Source organism: Bifidobacterium sp. 7101 (genome assembly GCF_000499285.1).
GTDB lineage: Bacteria > Actinomycetota > Actinomycetes > Actinomycetales > Bifidobacteriaceae > Bombiscardovia > Bombiscardovia apis_A.
This window is the reverse complement of the sequence record NZ_AWUN01000001.1, coordinates 261,225-281,876: the sequence shown is the minus strand read 5'-3', so window position 1 is coordinate 281,876 and position 20,652 is coordinate 261,225. Positions and strand designations below refer to the sequence as shown.

At 62.7% G+C, this 20,652-nt stretch carries 20 protein-coding genes and 1 pseudogene; 13 read left to right on the top strand and 8 right to left on the bottom strand.

What is annotated here, in order from left to right:
* Window positions 1-20: 20 nt before the first annotated feature.
* Both rph and P272_RS0101130 read right to left on the bottom strand, forming a co-directional pair.
* Complete coding sequence (gene rph, locus P272_RS0101135) at window positions 21-785, bottom strand: ribonuclease PH (RefSeq protein ID WP_015021386.1); 765 nt, start codon at window positions 783-785, stop codon at window positions 21-23.
* Window positions 786-851: 66 nt separating this feature from the next.
* The gene (locus P272_RS0101130; RefSeq protein WP_029677734.1) at window positions 852-1,490 is read right to left on the bottom strand and encodes a Pr6Pr family membrane protein; all 639 of its coding nucleotides are present in this window, start codon (window positions 1,488-1,490) and stop codon (window positions 852-854) included.
* Between the two features lie 103 nt (window positions 1,491-1,593).
* Between P272_RS0101130 and P272_RS0101125 the strand changes: the two genes are divergently transcribed.
* Together P272_RS0101125 and P272_RS0101120 are read left to right on the top strand one after the other, a co-directional pair.
* A complete protein-coding gene (locus P272_RS0101125) occupies window positions 1,594-2,940 on the top strand; it encodes a nicotinate phosphoribosyltransferase (RefSeq protein WP_044097627.1) in 1,347 nt (448 codons plus the stop codon).
* Window positions 2,940-3,959: an aldo/keto reductase gene (locus P272_RS0101120; RefSeq protein ID WP_029677732.1), complete on the top strand. Its 1,020-nt coding sequence runs from the start codon at window positions 2,940-2,942 to the stop codon at window positions 3,957-3,959. The genes P272_RS0101125 and P272_RS0101120 overlap by 1 nt, the downstream gene beginning before the upstream one ends.
* Before the next feature lie 25 nt (window positions 3,960-3,984).
* On the opposite strand, the gene P272_RS0101115 is transcribed toward P272_RS0101120, so the two are convergent.
* On the bottom strand, window positions 3,985-4,296 hold the full coding sequence (locus tag P272_RS0101115) for a DUF3039 domain-containing protein (protein WP_024627652.1): 312 nt from the start codon (window positions 4,294-4,296) through the stop codon (window positions 3,985-3,987).
* A 61-nt stretch (window positions 4,297-4,357) separates the two neighbouring features.
* Here P272_RS0101115 and coaD point away from each other — a divergent pair, with 61 nt between their 5' ends.
* The 9 genes from coaD to P272_RS0101070 all read left to right on the top strand — a co-directional run bounded on the left by coaD (window position 4,358) and on the right by P272_RS0101070 (window position 12,767).
* The gene (coaD, locus tag P272_RS0101110; RefSeq protein WP_029677731.1) at window positions 4,358-4,867 is read left to right on the top strand and encodes a pantetheine-phosphate adenylyltransferase; all 510 of its coding nucleotides are present in this window, start codon (window positions 4,358-4,360) and stop codon (window positions 4,865-4,867) included.
* The gene (locus P272_RS0101105; RefSeq protein ID WP_029677730.1) at window positions 4,864-5,556 is read left to right on the top strand and encodes a cell division protein; all 693 of its coding nucleotides are present in this window, start codon (window positions 4,864-4,866) and stop codon (window positions 5,554-5,556) included. Before coaD ends, P272_RS0101105 begins: the two co-directional genes overlap by 4 nt.
* Complete coding sequence (locus P272_RS0101100) at window positions 5,553-6,176, top strand: YceD family protein (RefSeq protein ID WP_029677728.1); 624 nt, start codon at window positions 5,553-5,555, stop codon at window positions 6,174-6,176. The genes P272_RS0101105 and P272_RS0101100 overlap by 4 nt, the downstream gene beginning before the upstream one ends.
* Window positions 6,177-6,240: 64 nt before the next feature.
* On the top strand, window positions 6,241-6,435 hold the full coding sequence (gene rpmF / locus P272_RS0101095; protein WP_029677727.1) for a 50S ribosomal protein L32: 195 nt from the start codon (window positions 6,241-6,243) through the stop codon (window positions 6,433-6,435).
* A gap of 142 nt (window positions 6,436-6,577) precedes the next feature.
* Window positions 6,578-7,339, top strand: coding sequence for a ribonuclease III (gene rnc, locus P272_RS0101090; protein WP_029677726.1), 762 nt, complete (start codon window positions 6,578-6,580; stop codon window positions 7,337-7,339).
* A gap of 217 nt (window positions 7,340-7,556) precedes the next feature.
* Window positions 7,557-9,497 (top strand): acetolactate synthase large subunit, encoded by a 1,941-nt coding sequence (locus P272_RS0101085; protein ID WP_029677725.1) that lies wholly within the window; start codon window positions 7,557-7,559, stop codon window positions 9,495-9,497.
* Between the two features lie 14 nt (window positions 9,498-9,511).
* The gene (gene ilvN, locus P272_RS0101080; protein WP_029677724.1) at window positions 9,512-10,066 is read left to right on the top strand and encodes an acetolactate synthase small subunit; all 555 of its coding nucleotides are present in this window, start codon (window positions 9,512-9,514) and stop codon (window positions 10,064-10,066) included.
* Window positions 10,067-10,096: 30 nt separating this feature from the next.
* Window positions 10,097-10,756, top strand: coding sequence for a sugar O-acetyltransferase (locus tag P272_RS0101075; RefSeq protein WP_052323078.1), 660 nt, complete (start codon window positions 10,097-10,099; stop codon window positions 10,754-10,756).
* A 64-nt stretch (window positions 10,757-10,820) separates the two neighbouring features.
* Window positions 10,821-12,767, top strand: a complete 1,947-nt coding sequence (locus tag P272_RS0101070) for an ABC-F family ATP-binding cassette domain-containing protein (protein WP_029677722.1) — start codon at window positions 10,821-10,823, stop codon at window positions 12,765-12,767.
* Between the two features lie 2 nt (window positions 12,768-12,769).
* On the opposite strand, the gene P272_RS0101065 is transcribed toward P272_RS0101070, so the two are convergent.
* Window positions 12,770-13,495, bottom strand: a complete 726-nt coding sequence (locus P272_RS0101065) for a type 1 glutamine amidotransferase (RefSeq protein ID WP_029677721.1) — start codon at window positions 13,493-13,495, stop codon at window positions 12,770-12,772.
* Between the two features lie 91 nt (window positions 13,496-13,586).
* On the opposite strand from P272_RS0101065, the pseudogene cysS reads away from it, so the two are divergent.
* Window positions 13,587-15,165, top strand: a pseudogene (gene cysS, locus P272_RS08540) (cysteine--tRNA ligase).
* Between the two features lie 4 nt (window positions 15,166-15,169).
* Entirely contained in the window at window positions 15,170-16,180 is a 1,011-nt protein-coding gene (locus P272_RS0101055; RefSeq protein WP_029677720.1) for a LacI family DNA-binding transcriptional regulator, read from the top strand.
* Window positions 16,181-16,203: 23 nt separating this feature from the next.
* On the opposite strand, the gene P272_RS0101050 is transcribed toward P272_RS0101055, so the two are convergent.
* The 4 genes from P272_RS0101050 to P272_RS0101035 all read right to left on the bottom strand — a co-directional run bounded on the left by P272_RS0101050 (window position 16,204) and on the right by P272_RS0101035 (window position 20,608).
* The gene (locus P272_RS0101050) at window positions 16,204-17,334 is read right to left on the bottom strand and encodes a glycoside hydrolase family 172 protein (protein ID WP_029677719.1); all 1,131 of its coding nucleotides are present in this window, start codon (window positions 17,332-17,334) and stop codon (window positions 16,204-16,206) included.
* 94 nt (window positions 17,335-17,428) lie between these two features.
* Window positions 17,429-18,310 (bottom strand): carbohydrate ABC transporter permease, encoded by an 882-nt coding sequence (locus tag P272_RS0101045; RefSeq protein ID WP_029677718.1) that lies wholly within the window; start codon window positions 18,308-18,310, stop codon window positions 17,429-17,431.
* A 20-nt stretch (window positions 18,311-18,330) separates the two neighbouring features.
* Window positions 18,331-19,266, bottom strand: a complete 936-nt coding sequence (locus P272_RS0101040) for a carbohydrate ABC transporter permease (RefSeq protein ID WP_024627639.1) — start codon at window positions 19,264-19,266, stop codon at window positions 18,331-18,333.
* Window positions 19,267-19,297: 31 nt separating this feature from the next.
* Entirely contained in the window at window positions 19,298-20,608 is a 1,311-nt protein-coding gene (locus P272_RS0101035) for an ABC transporter substrate-binding protein (protein ID WP_029677717.1), read from the bottom strand.
* Window positions 20,609-20,652 lie beyond the last annotated feature (44 nt).

Below are 20,652 nucleotides of genomic sequence, written 5' to 3'. Positions count from 1 at the left end.
TGAAATGCCTGTTCCGGACGTCAGTCAGATGCCAGAGCCTTGCGCTGAGCGGCCTGAAGCTCCTTGTTCCCCTTGGTTGCCAGGTCCAGCAAGATGCCAAGCTCCTGACGATTGAAGGGACGATGCTCCGCCGTTCCCTGTATCTCTATGAAATCGCCGGAGCCGGTCATGGACACGTTCATATCGGTCATGGCCCTACTGTCCTCCAGATAGGGAAGGTCAAGCATGGGCTTGCCATCGATGATGCCCACCGAGACGGCCGAGACGCAATCCTTGGTCACCTTGTCGGCGCTACGGATGTGATGGTGGTCCTGGGCCCATCTGAGGGCATCGACCATGGCCACGTAGGCGCCGGTTACCGAGGCAGTACGGGTGCCGCCATCGGCCTGAAGTACATCGCAGTCAAGCTGGATCTGATTCTCACCCAAGGCCTTCATATCCACCACACCACGCAGGCAACGGCCTATCAGCCGGCTGATCTCCTGAGTGCGGCCACCGACCTTTCCTCGAACCGACTCGCGTGCAGTCCTATCGCTGGTGGCCCTAGGAAGCATGGCATACTCAGCCGTGACCCAGCCCAGCCCGGAGTCCTTGCGCCAACGAGGCAGCGTCGGCGTGAAGGAGGCCGTGCACATGACCCTGGTCTTGCCGCACTCAATCAGCACCGATCCCTCGGGAGCCTCCGTCCAATGCCTGGTGATGACGACCGGCCGCAACTCATCAGCCGCCCTGCCGTCAGGCCGCAGCACGGCACCCTCCTGGAGCATGTCCTTGATAGCAACCATCAGTGATGATCCTTTCCCGTTCCGCCCAGGCTCCCCTGGTCTGGTCCCCATTATTCCGTCAGCCGTCTACCGATCAATGGTCAGCGGTGTCTTGGCCGGCAGGATGCGATCGATCAGGAAGATGACCAGTGACAGGGCGAAGAAGACGACCAGGTACTCAGCCAGGTTGACTATCAGCTGGGCCCACCCTAGGTGTCCGAGGTCCAAGAAGGCATAGGGGTAGGGATTACCGCCCGGCTCCGGTCCCGAATGAGGCCAGATGGCGGCCCTGATCAGCACGAAAGCCACGTAGAAGGGGAAATAGATCAGCCAGGTCAGCACGTTGTGCCAGCGGAAACGACGATGAGGGTCGAACAAGAGGAAGTCCACCGATGCCAGGATAGGGCTGATGACGTGAATCATCCAAGTGGTCCGTATACCCAGGACCAGCTTGTAGTCCGTGCTATTCAGCCCCAGGACCAGGATGGCCACCAGCCCTGTGATGACGATGTAGAGCGTCAGACAGCCCTTGAGCCAGGCGGGAGGCTGGATGCCCTTTAGCAAGGTGGCCGCGCCGGCCCAGAGCATGACCAGCCCCAGGGCGATATTGGTCTGGAAGGTAAAATAGACCCACTTGTTGCCGATCCCCAGCAGCCAGGCCTCGTAGGTGCCGCCCAGGCAGAAAAAGGCGATCAGCAATCGGTAGATGCCCACGACGAATCTCATGCGGACCAGCTTAGCCCGACCTTGGGAGGGCAGGGCGAGCCAAGCGGTCAGAGGATTAGACTGGGTGCCAACCAAGGGCTTTTCCACCCACAAAGGGGAAGATATGAACGCTGAAAACAATAGTAAGGACACCGGAACCTCCACGGCTCTGATGACCGATATGTACGAATACACCATGCTGGATGCCGCCCTGCAGGACGGTACGGCCGGACGCCAATCCGTCTTCGAGGTCTACACCCGACATCTGCCGACAGGGCGCCGCTACGGAGTTGTAGCAGGCACCGGACGGATTCTGGACGCGCTGGCGGATTTCCACCCCAGCGAGGACGAGCTGCGCTTCCTGTCCGACCGTCACATCGTCAGCCAGACCACCATCGACTGGCTGGAGCACTTCCGCTTCACCGGAACCATCCGCGGCTATCGGGAGGGCGAGATATTCTTCCCCGACTCCCCCATTCTGCAGGTCGAGGGCAGCTTCGGCGAGTGCACACTGCTGGAGACCCTGATCCTGTCCATACTCAACTACGACTCGGCCGTGGCCTCGGCCGCCTCCCGCATGGTCACCGCGGCCAAGGGCCGGCCCTGCATGGATATGGGTGCACGCCGTGCCAACGAGTATGCAGCCGTGGCAGCGGCCAGAGCGGCTATAGTCGGCGGATTCCAGGGGACATCAAACCTGCTGGCGGCCAAACGATACGGTTTCAAGGCCATCGGAACCGCTGCCCACTCATTCACCCTCCTTCACGACAATGAACGTGAGGCCTTCCAAGGACAGATTCAGGCCCTAGGCAAGGGGACCACCCTGCTGACCGACACCTACTCCATCGAGGAGGCAGTCAGAACAGCCGTCGAGGTTGCCGGACCGGAGCTGGGCGGGGTTCGCATCGACTCCGGAGACCTGGGCTCACTGGCACAGCAGGTCCGCGCCCAGCTGGACTCCCTGGGAGCCACCAAGGCCACCATCACCGTCACCAACGATCTGGACGAGTACGCCATCGCCTCCCTGCAGGATGCCCCGGTGGACTCCTACGGGGTGGGCACCATGCTGGTCACCGGTTCGGGGGCGCCTACCTGCGCCATGGTCTACAAGTTGACCGAACGCGAGAACTCCAATGGGGACATGGAGGCTGTAGCCAAGAAGTCGGTGGGCAAGGCCTCGGTACCGGGACGCAAGCTGGCCTACCGCTCCTACCACAACGGGGTGGCCGATGCCGAGCACGTCATCTCGGGCGCCGAACAGGCGCTGGCGGCCTATACGCCTGAGCAGGACTGGCGGGATCTGCTGGTCACCTATGTGGACCATGGCCAGGGCAGGCCGGAGTACCAGGGCGGGCAGGCCGTCCTGGATGCCCGGGAGCACCGGGCCAAGGCACTTGAGGAGATGCCCATCAACGCCCTGAGCCTGATGAAGGGCGAGCCGGTCCTACCTACTTTGGTCAGGAGCATCTGATGAGCGCGCAAGGCGAAACCTACCAGCCAGACCCGAGCCGATATGATTCCACAACCTACCGGCGCTGCGGCGACAGCGGCCTGAAATTGCCGCCCATCTGCCTGGGCTGCTGGCACAACTTCGGCGACACAATGCCACTGGACCGTATGCAGGAGCTATGCACGACGGCCTTCGACCACGGCATCACCCACTTCGATCTGGCCGACAACTACGGACCCGGACCAGGCGCCGCCGAGCGCAACATGGGGATCATCCTCCGCCAGTGCTTCAGCCACCATCGCCAGGAGCTGGTCATCTCCACCAAAGCCGGTTATGAAATGTGGCCTGGCCCTTACGGGGACCACGGCTCACGCAAGCATCTGCTGTCCGGTCTGGACCAGAGCCTGAAACGGCTAGGGCTTGACTATGTGGACATCTTCTACCACCACCGCCCTGATCCGGACACGCCTCTGGAAGAGACCATGGGCGCCCTGGCCCAGGCGGTCACCAGCGGCAAAGCCCTCTACCTGGGACTGTCCAACTACGACGGTCCGACCATGGCACGGGCCTCGGCCATTCTGACGGAGATGCACGTCCCCTTCGTCATCAACCAGAACCGCTACTCCATCTTCGACAGAACCATAGAGGACAACGGGCTCAAAGAGGCCGTGATGAAAGAGAAGAAGGGACTGATCACCTTCAGCCCGCTGGCCCAGGGACTGCTGACCGACCGCTACCTGCACGGGATTCCCGAAGACAGCCGGATTCGGGCCGACGGCCGCTTCCTCAAGGAGTCCGCCCTGACCCCACAGCGGCTGAAGCAGATTCAGGACCTGAACGAGCTGGCCCGCCAACGGGGCCAGAGTCTGGCAGAAATGGCCTTGGCCTGGTTGCTCAGGGACCCTGCTGTCACCTCGGTGCTCATCGGCGCCTCCAAGCCCGAGCAGATCCTGGACAATCTCAAGGCCGTCCAGTCGGCCGACTTCAGCCAGGAGGAGCTGGAGACGATCGACCGGATCGCCTTGGGCAAGCAGTCCTGAAACAATCTGGACCGCTCAGCAACGCTCAGTGGCTGCCGCCGGTCATCTGTTCGTAGATGCGCTTGCAGTCCGGGCAGACCGGGTACTGGGAGGGGTCATGCTTAGGCACCCAGACCTTGCCACAGAGAGCCACGACAGGCCGACCGGTCAGCTTGGACTCGGCGATGCGCTCACGGGAGACGTAGTGGGCGAACCTGTCGGCATCGCCCTGATCGTTCAGCCGGGTCTTCTCGGCGGTCTCGGTGTCCGGACGGTCCAGCACGGCCGTGCCAGTACCCTGGTCGGGGTTCTGCTCTCGCTCCGGATCTTCCATGCGAATGCTCTTGCTTGCAGTCATGACACCATGGTACGGCGGCGAGCTACACGTTCGCTCCCTATGACGCGCTACGCTGAGAATCATGACTATCGCTGTATGCCCTGGCTCATACGATCCGGTCACCTCCGGCCACATGGACGTGATCGAACGCTGCGCCTGCTTCTTTGAGACGGTCCACGTGGTTGTGGCCGTCAACGCCGCCAAGACCCCCATGTTCAGCGAACAGGAGCGGGTGGCCATGATCCGCCGGGCCCTGGACGAGGACGGGTACCCGAATATCACCGTAGCCTCCACCGATGGCCTGATCACCGACTACTGCCGTAAGGTGGGCGCCTCGGTCATCGTCAAGGGACTGAGGCAGAACGGGGACTATGAGGCCGAGCTGGGCATGGCCCTGGTCAATCGCAAGCTGTCCGGGGTGGAAACGCTCTTCCTGCCAGCCGATCCGGTGAGGGAACATATCTCCAGCACCATCGTCAAGGACGTGGCAAGGCATGGAGGGGACATCACCGGCATGGTCCCCGACAGCGTCGTGGACGCGCTGATAGGCACATTGCATAGGGACACACCGCACACGGAAAAGAGCCAATGATGAACGAGCAGACCCAGGAAAGGGACGATGGCGAGCCTATCGACGACTCGACCAGAGCGAGCGCTCCCAAGCCCGCAGTCGACATGAAGGACCTGCCCGACCTGCAGGAGGATCGAAGCGAGAGCGGGAACCCCAGATCGGAATTCACCACCGTCTATGACATCATCGACCGGATTCAGGCCATGCTGGACGAGGCCAAGGCCCCAATTTTTAGTCCGGGACTGGTCAAGGTGGACCGAGACGAGCTGGCCGATGACCTGAACGAGCTCAAGAAAATGCTGCCAGTGCAACTGGAGCGGGCCTCGGCGCTCATGAGGGAGGCGGAGCGTCGGCTGAACACGGCTCAGACCCAGGCCAACGCCACCATATCCGATGCCCAGAGTCGGGCTGCGGACATCGTCAAGGAGGCCGGCGAGCAGGCTCGCTTCCTGGCTGGTCAAGAGAATGTAGTGGCCATAGCCCGGCAGAAGGCCCAGACCATCATCGACACGGCCCAGTCCCAGGCAGACCGTCTGGTCCAGGGAGCTGATGGGTATGCCGCCCAGGTCATGGGCGAGCTTGATACCCAGCTGGGCAAGATGAGCCAGGATGTGCGTGCCGGCCTGGAGGTTCTCCACCAGCGTGAGCAGGAGGCGGCGCGTAGCATGAACGCGTCAGTCTCGGACCAAGGAGAGGAGGCACAGGGATGAGCAGACCGGAGGATTCCCCCTGGGCGGTTTCAGTGGCCCAGGTGTCGACGCGGGCAGGGCAGAGCACCCGGGTGGACCGTGATTTTCCAGCTCCGGAGGGCATCGGCGACCAGGTAGTGGGCATCCCGGCAGGAACGCCCGTGCATGTGGAGGGCGACATCGACTCCCTGGTGGACGGACTCCTGTTGCAGGCCCATATCAGCGTGCCCCTGAAGACTGAATGCACCCGCTGCCTGAGGCCCGTCAATACCAGCATCAAGGACGACCCGGTGGTCTTCTTCCCCTACAAGGAGCCCGAACCGGAGCCGACCCATGGCAAGGAGGAAATCCTAGCCGAGCAGGAGGAAGAAGCTGGCGGCCAGACCTATCCTCTGGTCAGCGGAGGCGCCTTCATGGATCTGGAGGCCCTGCTGCGCGACACCCTGGTGGAGGCCCTCCCCCTGCAGCCCCTGTGCCGGCCCGACTGCCGGGGCCTGTGCCCCCAGTGCGGCATGGATTTGAATGACCATCCCGATCACCGCCACGAGATAATCGATGACCGCTGGGCGGCCCTTGAGGGACTCAAACAGCGTCTGGAGCAGGAGGAGAATCCCGGCAGCGCCGGCCAGGCTGGCGAATGACCGGAGGTTGCGGTAGACTGCTCTACGCTTAAGCTCGAAGTATTCGATCGAAACAGAGGACAATATGGCACTGCCAAAGTACAAGACCTCGCGCGCCAACACCCATTCCCGGCGCGCCAACTGGAAGACCCAGGCCGCCGCTACGGTGACCTGCCCCAACTGCGGAGCTCCTACGCTGCCGCACATGGCATGCCCCAGCTGCGGCATGTACCGCGGGCGCGTCTACCGCGACGCCATCCGTTCGCAGTTCAGCAAGTGAGCCGACTGGCGATCAGAACGCAATGAGAGAACCCCGGCCATCGACGGGTGGCAGGGGTTTTTCCATATCATCAGGCGAAAGGGCCGAGAAAGCGAGAATGGCCATGCAGGAAGGGCACTCCAGGAAGGATCAGGAAGACCATATGCAGCAGGAGGAACAGGAGCAGGTGGATCCCGGCAACCAGGCGGCTGAGGAACTCTTCCAGGCCCTGGGCGGCAGGATCAGCCCGGAGCTGCTGGTACACGCCCTGACCCATCGCTCCTTCGCCCATGAGCACCCAGGCATGCCCAACAACGAGCGGCTGGAGTTCCTGGGCGATGCGGTTCTGGAACTGGTGGCCACCGAGACCTTATACAAGGTTCATCCGGACATGACCGAGGGCCAGCTGGCCAAGATGCGGGCCAAGGCGGTCTCCGAGGAGGCCCTGTCGGCCATCGCCCGGGAGAAGCTGCATCTGGGGCAGTATATTCTTCTGGGCCGGGGCGAGAGTGAGAACGGCGGGTCCGATAAGGACTCCATACTCTGTGACACCGTCGAATCACTGATCGGGTCGGTCTTTGTGGAGCACGGCATCGAGGGGGCCAGGACCACGGTCCATACCCTTCTTGACGACACACTGGCCGAGGTGGCCACCGAGGGGCCGGCACTGGATTGGAAGACCTCGATTACCGTCAAGGCCCACAAACTGGGCTTGGGCGAACCCCGGTACGCCATGGCGGTCTCCGGGCCGGAATACGCCCAGATCTTTACCGCCGAGCTGCGTCTTGAGGACGGCGGGACCGTGATCGGCAAGGGCCAGGCCAGCAGCAAGCGGAAGGCCCAGCTGGCTGCTGCCGCCCAGGGGTGGAAGCGGCTGGACGACCAGGATCTGCTTGCAACCCTACGCGCCGAGCAATCAGCCTGAAGTTCCTGTCGGAATTCCGGCATGCGGTACTGCGCCAACGCGCCGACCAGACCCCTGTTTAGACTGTGGGCATAACCCGGAGGCACGCCGTCACGAACGGCACAGGTGCCTCCTCCTGATCGGGATTCGTCCGCCCACCCCGCCGACGCTCCGACAGGTTCGTATTTCGACATGCACGGCCGCAGGTCGGCGCGCAGTCTGGAGGTCGAGAGGAAACATGAGTCTGCCGACACCTCTGCAAGCATTCAGCTCAGTACCCAAGAACTGGGACCATGACGACAAGGATGTCCCCGCCCAAGGCGAACCCATGACGGGAGCCCAGGCGCTGATTCGGTCCCTGGAGGATCTGGGGGTCACCCAGGTCTTCGGCGTTCCAGGAGGCGCTATTCTGCCCGCCTACGACGCCATTGACGATCAGGTACGCTTCAACTTCACACTGACCCGCCACGAGCAGGCAGCCGGCCACGCAGCCGAGGGCTATGCCGTCTCCACGGGCAAGGTGGGGGTCTGCCTGGTGACCTCCGGACCCGGAGCCACCAACATGGTCACCCCCATAGCCGATGCCATGATGGATTCGGTTCCCCTGGTAGTGGTGACCGGCCAGGTGGGTGTGGACTCCATCGGCACCGACGCCTTCCAGGAGGCCGACATTGTGGGCATCACCTACCCGGTGGCCAAGCACTCCTATCTGGTGACCAAGGCCCAGGACATTCCCCGGGTCATGACCGAGGCCTACCACATCGCACGCTCGGGAAGGCCCGGCCCGGTAGTGGTGGACCTGAGCAAGACGGCCCAGAACGGTAAAATGCTTTACTCCTGGCCCCAGGAGATGATCCTGCCCGGATACAACCCGGTGACGCGAGCCCACGGGCACGTCCTGGACGATGCCGCCCGGCTCCTGGTCCAGTCGCACAGGCCCGTCCTCTATGTGGGCGGCGGCGCAGTCCGGTCAAACGCCCGTCGGCAGGTCCAGGAACTCGTTCGAGCCACCGGTGCCCCCATGGTCACCACCCTGCCTGCGCGTGGCATCGTGCCCGACTCCGATCCAGCAGTTCTGGGGATGCCTGGCATGCACGGCACAGTGGCTGCAAACGGGGCAATCCAGCATTCAGACCTGCTGGTGGCCGTGGGCACACGCTTCGATGACCGGGTGACCGGCAGCCTGGAAGACTTCGCACCGGTGGCCCGGGTCATCCACATCGACATCGACCCGGCCGAAATCGGCAAGAACCGGCAGGCGGATGTACCCATCGTTGGAGACGTGGGCCAGGTACTGGATGACCTGATCCCGGCGCTCAAGGCCGCCCAGCGTACCTGGGGCAAGCCCGACCTCAAGCCCTGGTGGCGGCTGATCGACGGGTGGCGGCACGACTACCCCACCACCTTTGAACCCAGCCCGGATGGCACCCTGGCCCCTCAGTGGGTGGTCCAGACCCTGAGCAACAAGGCCGACCCAAATACCATCTGGGTATCCGGCGTGGGTCAGCATCAGATGTGGGCCAGCCAGTTCATCGACTTTGAACGCACCCGCTCCTGGGTCTCCTCCTGCGGGCTTGGGACCATGGGCTATGGCTTGCCCGCCTCAATCGGCGCCGCAATCGGCACCCGAGAAGAGGATGATCCGAGGCCCGTCTGGCTGATCGATGGGGACGGCTCCTTCCAGATGACCTCCGAGGAACTGGCCACGGCCGGGCAGGCGGGACTGCCCATCCGCATCGCCATACTCAACAACTCGGTCTACGGCATGGTCCGTCAGTGGCAGACCCTCTTCTACGGCAGCCACTACTCCCAGACCAACCTGGAGGACGGCGGCGCCAAGCCCACAAACGGCAACGGCATCCCCGACTTCGTCAAGCTGGCCGAGGCCTATGGCTGCCTGGGACTGCGTGCCTTTACCCAGGAACAGGCCCTGGAGGCCATTGATAAGGCCAACGCGGTGACCGACCGGCCGGTCCTCATTGACTTCCGCGTCTGGAAGGATGCCATGGTCTGGCCCATGGTCCCGGCAGGCGCCTCCAATGACACCATCATCTACAAGCCGGGCGTGCAGCCCCTGGCCGGCATCCGTCCGGAGCAGGAGCAGGCCGAACCGCGCGAGCAGACCGGAGCCGACCGGGCAGCCATGGCCAGCGACGCCGCCGGTCGCATGAACAAGTAGGAGAGGGGCTCCACATGGCCAATTATCCAGCATCCAAGCCCGGTTCCGAACGGCATACCCTTTCCGTCCTGGTCGAGAACCGTCCCGGCGTCCTGGCCAGGGTGGCCGGCCTGTTCGCCCGGCGCGCCTTCAACATCAACTCCCTGTCGGTCTCATCCACGGAGCGGGACGATATTTCCCGGATTACGGTCACGGCAGACGTGGAGGCCGTCCCCCTGGAGCAGATCATCAAGCAGCTCAACAAGCTCCTTCACGTGCTCAAGATCGTCGAGCTCAAGGGCGACGAGGCCGTGGAGCGCGAGCTGGTCATGATCAAGGTCAAGGCCAACGAGCGCAACCGCTCCGACGTGCTGGAGATTGTCAAACTCTTCCGTGTGCGCGTGGTCGACGTCCACCCCGAGTCCCTGACCATCGAAGCCACCGGAGCCGAAGGCAAACTGGAGGCCCTGCTGCGGCTGTTGCGGCCCTTCGGCATCATCGAGCTGGTTCGTTCGGGCGCTGTAGCCGTTACCCGAGGTCCCCGGGCCCTAAGCGAGAAGGTACTGGGTTCCCAGATCACCGACCGCTGACTGGTCCTGTAATCCTGGAAGGTGGTGCGCATGACTGACGATGTGACTGCAGGAATGAGTCGGACGGGCCGAATCGAGTGGGAGCGGATGGTATCCGGTCAGGTCTATCAGGACACCCATCCCGACATCGATCGCCAAAGGGAACGGGCCGAGACCCTCTTCCAGGAATACAACAGGACCGGCCCCAGGCAGAAGCAGGAACGACGAAGGATTCTGGAAGACCTGCTCGGACAGGTGGGGCAGGATGTCGTCATCAATCCGGACTTCAGATGCGAGGTGGGCTGCAACATACGGATCGCCAGTCAGACGCTGATCAATTACGGGGCCGTCATGCTGGACAACGCTCCGATCACCATAGGCAGGAACGTGTGGATAGGCCCCGGCGCAGGGCTCTTCTGCACCAACCATGCCTTGGACTATGAGGAACGGAAGGCTGGCGCCTGCCAGGCCCGACCCATCGAAATCTGCCAGGGTGCCTGGCTGGGCGGTCACGTGGTTGTCCTGGGCGGCGTACGGATTGGCCGTGGAGCCGTCATCGGGGCGGGGTCCGTCGTCACCCATGACATACCGGATCGGGTAGTTGCGGTCGGCAATCCCTGCACTGTTCTGCGGCCCATCACCGATGCGGACAAAACCGGTTACCTGGACAGAATTCGTCAGCGTGACCAGGAGAACGACCAAGACCAATAATCCCTTTTCCCACCGAAAAGCCCACAGCTCATTCCATCCAAGGCTGGCGGTAGATTGGGGAATCATGCCCATCTATGATCTCGGTCTGGAACACGTCGCTCTATCCTTCGCCACCAAAACCATCTTTACGGATGTGACGCAGGGCATCTTCGAGGGTGACCGGATCGGCATCGTTGGCCGAAACGGCGACGGCAAGTCCACCCTGCTGCACCTGCTGAAGGGCACCCAGGAACCCGATCAGGGCCGGGTGACCATGCGCAATGGACTCACCTTCGGCATGCTGGACCAGCGCGATCCCCTGAAGGACGAGGACACGGTCCGCAAGGCGGCCCTGGAGAATCGCCAAGACTACGAGTGGGCTGCCGACCCCAGATCCCGCGAAATCGTGGAGTCCCTCCTGGGCGGCATGGAGCTGGAAGACAAGGTGGGCACCCTGTCCGGTGGTCAGCGCCGCAGGGTGGACCTGGCCCGGTTGCTGCTGCGGGATTGGGACATCCTGGCCCTGGATGAGCCGACCAATCATCTGGATCTGCTCACCATCCACTGGCTGGCCGAGCACCTGAAGAACCGCTGGGCCAAGAATTCCGGAGCCCTCCTGCTGGTCACCCACGACCGCTGGTTCCTGGACGAGGTCTGCACCTCCATGTGGGAGGTACATGACGGAACCATCGACCCCTTCGAGGGCGGCTACAGCGCCTACATGCTCCAAAGGGTTGAGCGCGAGCGCCAGGCGGATCTGGCCGAGACCAAGCGTCGCAACCTGGCCCGCAAGGAACTGGCCTGGCTGACCCGAGGCGCCCGGGCCCGCTCAACCAAGCAGAAGTTCCATGTCAAGGCCGCCCAGGAACTAATCGCGGACGTGCCTCCCATGCGCAACAGCCTGGAACTCAAGCGGATGGCCACCTCCCGCCTTGGCAAGCAGGTGGTGGACCTGGTCGACGTGACCAAGATCTATCCAGGGGCCGACTCCGATGCCGATGGAAACAAGGACGACCGGGTCCCCTCCCCTCATGCCGAACGCCCTCTGATGGGCTCTGTGACCGTGGCCGCAGATCCCGGCAAGGACCGACCGGGCACTGCAGCGGCAGACACCCTCACCATCAGCGGACGCAAGGTCCTGGACGACGTGACCTGGCTGATCGGCCCTGGCGACCGGTTCGGCATCGTAGGCGCCAACGGAGCGGGCAAGTCCACCCTGCTGGGTCTGATTGACGGCAGCGTGGCTCCCACGGCAGGCCACGTCAAGGTCGGCAAGACGGTCCGCTTTGCGGTGCTGACCCAGCGTCTGGACGAGCTGGAGAAGCTGGGCCGCTATCGGATCAAGGAGGTCCTCAGCCGTTACAAGCCCACCTATCTGGTGGAAGGCAAGGAGGTGTCCCCGAGCCAATTGATGGAGCGCCTGGGCTTTGAAAGCTCCCAGCTGATGACCAGGATCAGCGACCTGTCTGGCGGGCAGAAGCGCCGCATGCAGCTCCTGCTCATCCTGCTGGACGAACCCAACGTGCTGATCATGGACGAGCCAGGCAACGACCTGGATACCGACATGCTGGCCGTCATGGAGGACATGCTGGACTCATGGCCGGGCACCCTAATCGTGGTCTCCCATGATCGCTACCTGCTGGAGCGGGTGACTGACCAGCAGTTCGCGCTGATCAACGGCAAGGTGGTTCATCTGCCCGGCGGTGTTCAGGACTACCTGGATATGGTCGATTCGGCCGACCGGGAGGCAGCGGATGCACCGGGCCGGGCATCAGCCAAGCAGACCGGAGACCCCAATCAAGCCAAGGCCGAACGAGTTGCCAAACGGAATCTGAGTAAGCAGGCCTCTGCCATCGAACGCAAGCTGGCCAAGCTTGCCGATCAGCGCAAGGATCTTGAACGGCAGATGGCCGAGCATGACCCCGGCGACTACCAGGGCCTTAACGAACTCAACAGCAAGCTCAAGGATCTGACCGGACAGTCAGACCAGCTGGAGGAGGAGTGGCTGACCATCGGGGAGGAGCTGGAATAGCCTCAGGCAACAGCCAGCTGAGCGGCCTGGGTCGAGCACCGGGCCGCAAAGGCAGAGAAGATTGCGTCGGCCAGAGGCTGCATCTGCGGCATCCCTTTGATAAATTCGTCGCGCATTTTAGCAATCTTGGACTTCTTCATCGTTCCGATCATGCTCGGCACCTGCATCCACTCCTCGAAGAGGGGCGCCGTCACCTCCAGGTGGAACTGCAGGCCCAGGGCCGACCCCAGCCGAAAAGCCTGAACCTTGGTTGCCTGGGAGCGGGCCAGGAGCTTGGCCCCAGGCGGCAGGGTGACCTGGTCGGCATGCCAGTGCAACACGTCCGTGTTCTTGCTCCACATGGCCACGTCGTCGTCCTGCCCCACCCAGCGGATGGGCCCCATGCCGTATTCGGGCTCCTGGTCCTTCATCAGGGTGCCTCCCAGGGCCCGCGCCACAATCTGATGCCCCAGGCAGATTCCGAGAATGGGCTTGTTGGCAGCCATTGCTGCCTTGGCCAGCTTGGTCTCCGCCTTGAGTCCGGGGTGTTGCGCGTAGTCGTCAGCCGACATGGGCCCGCCCATGATGACCAGCCCCGCCAACTCACGCGAGCGCGGCAGCTTGGGCTTTTTCTCATCCACGATATTGGTGATCTCGGTGTCCAGACCGCACTCCTGGAGGTTATCGAGAATGCGACCTGGCTTTTCCCAATCCACATGCTGGAGCACCAGCACCCTAGGTTTCGCCATGATTCCATTCTTGCACATATGCCCTCGGACCGGGTCCGTAGGCTCGGCATTTCCGCTTGGACAGTCAGCAAGCCTTGATAGGCTCAAGGGTATGGACACGAGTTCGCAACCGCATGATTCCAAGGCTTCAGTCAGTCTGGCCGCAGCTGGTCTGCGTCTGTATGACACGGCTGATCACAAGGTGACCCCTTTCCAGCCCATCGAACCGGGCAAGGTTGGCATCTACGTGTGTGGGGCCACGGTGCAGAGCTCACCCCACATTGGCCATATCAGGACCACGCTGGCCTTCGACGTCATCCGCCGCTGGCTGCTCAGGCTGGGATACCAGGTGACCCTGATCAGGAACGTGACTGACATCGACGACAAGATCCTGACCAAGGCGGCGGCCAACGGCCAGCGCTGGTGGGAACGGGCCTACATCTACGAGCGCGAATTCACCCATGCCTACGAGACCATGGGGGTCCTACCGCCCACCTACGAGCCCAGAGCCACCGGACACATCCCCGAGATGATCGATCTGATACAGCGCATCATCGACCGCGGCCATGCCTATGTGGTGCCCGACGAACAGGGTCGCCCATCAGGCAACGTCTACTTCGACGTGGCCTCCTGGCCCGAATATGGTGCCCTGACCCACCAGCAGACCGGCACCCAGCCCGCCGACGAACAGGCCGCCGCCAACGACCGGCTGGGACCCAGCATCGACACCGATGGGCAGAATACCGACGCCGATGAGGAGCCCGGCAAGCGTGATCCCCGCGACTTCGCACTGTGGAAGGCACCCAAGCCCACCGATCCGCCCACGGCTCGCTGGCAAACACCCTTCGGCACAGGTCGGCCGGGCTGGCATCTGGAATGCTCAGCCATGAGCCACCGCTATCTGGGTGCGGATTTCGACATCCACGGAGGCGGCCTGGACCTGCGATTCCCCCACCACGAGAACGAGATGGCCCAGTCGCACGCGGCAGGCTGGGGATTCGCCCATCGATGGATGCACACGGCTTGGGTGACCCAGAAGGGCGAAAAAAATGAGCAAGTCTCTGGGCAACGGACTGTCCGTGGACCAGGTGCTCTCGCAGCATCCGGCCTGGGTGGTGCGCTACGCTCTGGTCTCGGTGCAGTACCGGTCCATGCTGGAATGGTCCGACCAGTCCCTTCAGGAGGCTCAGGGCGCCTACGATCGCATCAGCAACTTCGTGGACCGGGCCGGTCGGATCCTGGGAGCACAGCCCGAGCGTGACCGCGTGGCGGGACTGGGCGCGGACAATCTGCCAGAGGACTTCGTACAGGCCATGAATGACGACATCAACGTGTCAGGCGGCCTGGCTGCCCTCTATGCACTGATCCGTCAAGCCAACGCGGCAATGGATGCGGACCCGGCAGCTCTGGACCGGAAGTGGCTGTCCAACGCCCTGCTTCAGGTCAGGGCCATGCTGGATGTCTTCGGACTTGATCCCCTCGATCCCCACTGGGCAGGAACCGCATCCGACCAGGACGATCGGGCTATGAGGACCTTGGATACCCTGGTAGGCCAGCAGTTGCTGGAACGCGAACAAGCACGGAAAGATCATGACTTCGCCCGTGCCGATGCCATCCGGGACCAGCTGTCGGCGGCTGGCGTAGCCGTGGCGGACACGCCCGCTGGCAGCACCTGGGATCTGAGCCGCTGAACCCATGTCCGACATACGCGACGTCGCCAGGAGAGCCGGGGTCTCGGTCAGCACAGTCTCCTATGCCTTCTCCGGCAAGCGTCCCGTCTCTCCGGAAACCTACCACCGAATCATGCAGGCCGCCGACGAATTGGACTACGCCCCGGATGCCGGCGCCCGGATGCTGCGAGCCAAGCGCAATCAGATCGTCGCCCTGAGCGCCCCTCTGCGCCCCGGGCAGAACCGGGCCTCCTACGCGGACTACTTCATCGAGATGGCCAGCTGCGAGCACGCTCGTGGCTATGACTCCCTACTGCTGACCGCTGAGAACGGCGTCGAAGATATTCGGCGGGTCACCCGTAGCAATCTGGCCGACGGCGTGGTCCTGATGGATCTGGTGGACGATGACATCCGTGCCGCCCAGGCCTCCTCATACGGACGTCCCTGCGTTGCCTTGGGAGTGCCTCGAGAACACGCAGCCTGCGCCTGCGTGGATCTGGACTTCGACCTGATGGGACGCATGGCGGTGGAAGCCATGGCCCGAGCCGGACGCAAACGCCTGCTCTTTTTGGAGGATCTGGAGGGCGAATACCGGCGCGGGTCCGGCTTCCGTCTTATCCTGCTGCGCAGTCTCAAGACCTGGGCCCGCCGCCTGGGCATGGACCTGCAGCTTCAGCCTGGGCCTACCGGCAGCGATCTGGCCTACACCCAGCAGGTGCTGGACATCATCCATCATGGTCGCATCGATGGCCTGATCGGCCAGATTCGCCCCTCTCTGCTTGACACCGTGGTGGTCCGCATGCGCTCGGACGGTGTGAGCATTCCCGACGATGTGGCTGTTCTGTCCTGCGCCGCAGGCAAGGTCAGCACCACTCTTGAGCTTCAAGGCATCTCTGAGATGCCCCTTACACCCCGCTCACTGTGTGCCAAGGCCGCGGATCTGCTGACCCAGGCTGTGGAGGAGGGGGTTTCCCTGGCCGGTCGAGTCCAACTGGAGCGCCCCAGGCTGATTGACCGCTCCTCCATCAGCCGATAGAGGCTGGAGACCCCCAGAGCCGCTCAACGGGGCCGGCGATCCCGCTCCCCTGTCACCAGCACATTGTGCGGGAAGGGCTGGTGGGGCTCCTGCTGGTACCAGTAGGCCACGCTGGCCAGGTCGTCCTGACGCTCGAAGTAGCCCTGTTCGTCCACGCCTATCTGTTGCAAGGTCACCTTGATGTCGCTGCTGAAAATAATGGGGTCGGGGATGTGCCAACGGTAGAACCCTCTGGTCACCGGGGTGTCAGCATCCCAGTACTGGGATTCGCGGTTGTCCAACTGCCTGGAGTGGAAGGGAAATCCCATGTAGGCCCCGCTATAGGTGACCTCGTGCATCCGGCCATCCGGGTCCTGCCCGGCAAAGCTCCAGGCACCGCCGAAGTAGTCCTCACTGCCCGTGGAGCACCAGGTGGGATAGTCCTTGTCCCCGTCCAGGTAGACCTTGACCTCACCCTCGCCCCACCAGCGGCTCTCCAGGGCGGTCAGAGCCAGATAGGTGCCTACGTAGGAGCCCCGACCATGCACTCCGTCCAGGATCACGTAGTCCTGACCCAGTTCAGTGACCCGCTGACGGCGCCACTGGGCATGGAAGGTCATGACCTCCTCGGGCAATCTGTCCTTCTCCACGTAGTCGATCTGATAGAAGAAGGCCTCAAGGGGTTCGTTGTGCCGGTTGCGCAGGACGATCCGGGCCCCGTCATGGAAGGGCATGGGCCAGTAGCAGTTGAAGCCCCGGCGCGGATAGACGGCCACGGGCACGGACTCCACCCGGCAGGCCTGGGCATGGCCGCAGCAGAAGAAATCGCCCAGAGGCACGCAGACGGAGGGTGTCTGTTCGCCGTCCCAGTAACATTCCAGGATCAGATTGCGCAGGACGTTGGGCCCGGTGGGCGAGGTGGCATCGGTCACGGTCATCCAGATATGACGGATCTCGCCCGCTCCGGACAGGTCGGCCAGAACCATATCCTGCCCAGGAGGAATGTTCCTCAGGCAGGGGGTCCCCTTTCTGGATGGACCGAGATTGCTGGCCGTCATAGCTGCGCTGCCCTTGCCTCCCCGAGGGTTCTCGGCGTTGATGCAGCGGGTGCGGTCTGTGGATGGGCGGGTCAGCGCCTCAAGACCGTTGGTGATGTTCGGCATGGTCATAGCCATGGTTGTGATTGCCTTTCATATTCGGGCCGCCCGCTCCCCTCCCTTGCCTTCTTGCAGCGGGCGGCCATTGTTCAGTGTACTTGTGCAGCGACGATTACTTGACAGCGCCAGCCACTATCCCCTGCGAGAGCTTCCTCTGGAAGAAGATGAAGAAGATGATGGTGGGAATGATGCTGAGCAGGGAGGCGGAGGCCAGATCGGTGGCAGCCATGGTGTGCTGCCCCTGCATGGTCGCCAGTGCCAGCGGGATGGTCTGCGTCTTCTCGCTCATCAGGAAGGCCATGGGGATCATGTACTCGTTCCAGGTCCAGATGAAGAAGAAGACGAAGAGGACGCTGATGGTCGACCAGGACACCGGCAGCACGATCTTGCGCAGAATCTGCCAGCGCGAGGCCCCGTCGACGGTGGCCGCCTCCAGGATGGCCTGGGGGAAGGTCCCGTAGACCGAGGAGAGCAGGTAGGTGCCGTAGGCGCTCTGGATGATGGTGAAGATGATGATGATGGACCACTGGGAGTTATAGAAGCCCATCCACTTGAACATGACGTAGAGCGGGTAGAGCAAGGCCTCCTGGGGAACCATGTTGGCCAGCATGATGAACAGGAGGATGACCGTGTTGCCCTTGACCCTGCCAATGCCCAGGGCGAAGGAGTTGAGGACCGAAAGCAGGACCCCGACCACGGCAACCACCAAAGAGATAAGCAGTGAATTGCCCAGCTTGAGCGGGAAATTGCTCTTGTTCCAGAAGGAGATGATGCCGTCCATGCTGAAGTGGGCGGGCACGGACAAGGGACCTGTGGCGTTGTAGTCAGCAGTGGTCTTGAAGGCGTTCAGGACCAGGATCAGCAGAGGGAAGAGCATGATTACGGCTCCGGCGATCAACAGAATCAGACCGGCCCAGTCCCCCCAGGTACGGATTCTACGGGCGTGCCGGGAGGACACCCGGGCGTCGGCTTGCAGTGTGGCTTGATTATTCATGATGTGCTTCCTAGCCTTCCTCAGGCGATGCTCTTTTGCACGCGCTTCTGCACGATGGTGAAGACGATGGAGAAGATGACGATGACCACGGTCAGGGATGTCGAGATGGCGGCGCCGTAGCCCACCTGCTGTACCTGGAAGAACTGGTTGTAGGAGTAGTAGGAGGGAACCATGGTGGAGGTGCCGGGCCCGCCCTTGGTCAGCAGATAGACCGGAGCGAAGGTCTTCAGGGCGCCGATGGTGGAGGTGAGGATGACCACCAGCAGCTCGGGAATGATGGAGGGCAGGGTGATGACGCGGAACTTCTGCCACCAATTGGCCCCGTCCAGGCTGGCCGCCTCGTAGAGCTCGGGGTCCACCCGCTGCAGTCCGGACATGAAGATGACAATGGGATAACCCAACTGGATCCAGATCAGGATGACCATGAGGATGGGCAGGGCCGTGGTGGTCGAACCCAGCCAGTTGTGGGCCAATCCACCCAGGCCGATCTTGGTCAGCAGGTCGTTGACCGCGCCATCTTCAGGGCGGAAGATCCAGCCCATGATGATGGTGGCCACGGCCACAGGCAGAACCTGGGGCAGGTAGTAAAGGGCCCGTAGGGTCGAGGAGGTGTGGGGGCCGAACTTCTTCTGGATCACGTCGGTCAGGGCCGAGGAAATCAGCAGGCCCAGGACCGTGGGAATGATGACGATGGCCACGATGATCCAGAGGGTGTGCCCGAAGGAGACCCAGAAGGTCGAGTCGCCCATGAGCCGTCGCCAGTTGCGCAGACCCACCCACTTGGTCGGCCCCACCCCCCTCCAACGGGTGAAGCTCAGGTAGATGTTCCAGAAGATGGGCACTATGACGATGGCCACGATGCCTATCAGACCGGGAATCAGATAAGGGACGAACCGCGAGGGCGCACTGCCCGGGATGCGGGACTGCGCCTTCTTCCTGCTATGTGTGTCAGACATGCTTGTACTCTCCTTGGCGGATTGACGCAGCTCAGTCGTCATCCAGATCGAGCTGGGCGACGCCGTCGTCGTAGTTCTTATGCAGGGTGTCCAGAACCTGGTCGGGGCTCTTGGTGCCGTTGACCAGCTCTTGGAAGGCGGCCGGCATGGCGTCGGTCAGGTTGGGCGCAGGGTAGTCGGGGTAGTAGCTCATCCGGCTGGCGTCCGAGGCTTTGGTGTATTCATTGACCAGATCACGGCTCTTGGGGTTGGTGATGGCCGCCGTATCGGCCGCCACTGGCACACCGCCCTTGTTGCCGATGTAGTTCTGAACCTCCTTGGACAGGACCACGTTGATATAGCGGGCCGCGGCATCCTTGCGCCGGGATTTCTGCGGGATGACCAGCAGATTGCCCGCGCAGCCCTCGACCATCTTGGCCCCTGGGAAGATGGATGCCGTCCAGTCGAAGGCCTTCACCTGTTCCATGAAGCGAGTCTGGTTCCAGGTGCCGGTCTGGTAGATGGGATAGGTCCCCTTGATGAAGGCCGTGGTCGTGTCCTCTGCCTTCATACCGGTGGCGTTTTTGGAGATGTATCCCTTGTCGATCCAGTCGCGGATGGTGTTGGTGGCGAAGGTCAGCGGCTTGCTGCGCCAGTTGACCGGATGCTTGTAGAGCTGCCAGTCGTCGACGAATTGGGCATCGGCCTTGGTCATGGCCAGCTGCCACCAGAGCCAAAGCACCCCGTATTCCTGGGCATCGGCCGCTATGGGCGTGACCCCGTGGCTCTTGAAGGCCTTGAGGGCAGCCACAAACTGGTCAAAGGTTTGCGGGATGGGGATCTTGTACTTGGCAAAGAGGTCCTTGTTGTAGTAGACCCGCTGCATCTCCGCGTAGGAGGAAACCCCGTACCAGGTATCCCCGTCCATGACGCCGCGCTTGTCGTACTTGCCCACCGCCGCCGCCTGGCCGCGCACCTTCTTGTCCCAGCCGTACTTCTGCACATAGGGCTTCAGGTCAGTCAGCAGCTGCAGGGTGGACAGGACCCCGGCCGAGCCGTTGCCGCGATTGGACTCCATGACGTCCGGGGCGTCGTCCGAGTTGAGGAACTGGCTGCCATTCTGGGCGATCTGCGTGAAAGACTTGACCTCGAAATCCACCTTGATGCCGGTCTGTCGGGTAAAGATATCGGCAGCCCTCAGCCAGCCCCGGGCCTGGCCGCTGCTTGGCTCCTCGTAGTACCAGATCTTGATGCTGGACGGATGGGCTTCCTGGGGAGCATCGCCCCCCGATCCGCAGGCCGCCAGTGGCAGGATCGACATGGCCAAGGCCAAGGCCGCCCCGATCCCTCTTCTGATCTTCATGATGGCTCCTAACTTCCTTGCATCCTTGCATCCAGTTATCGCAA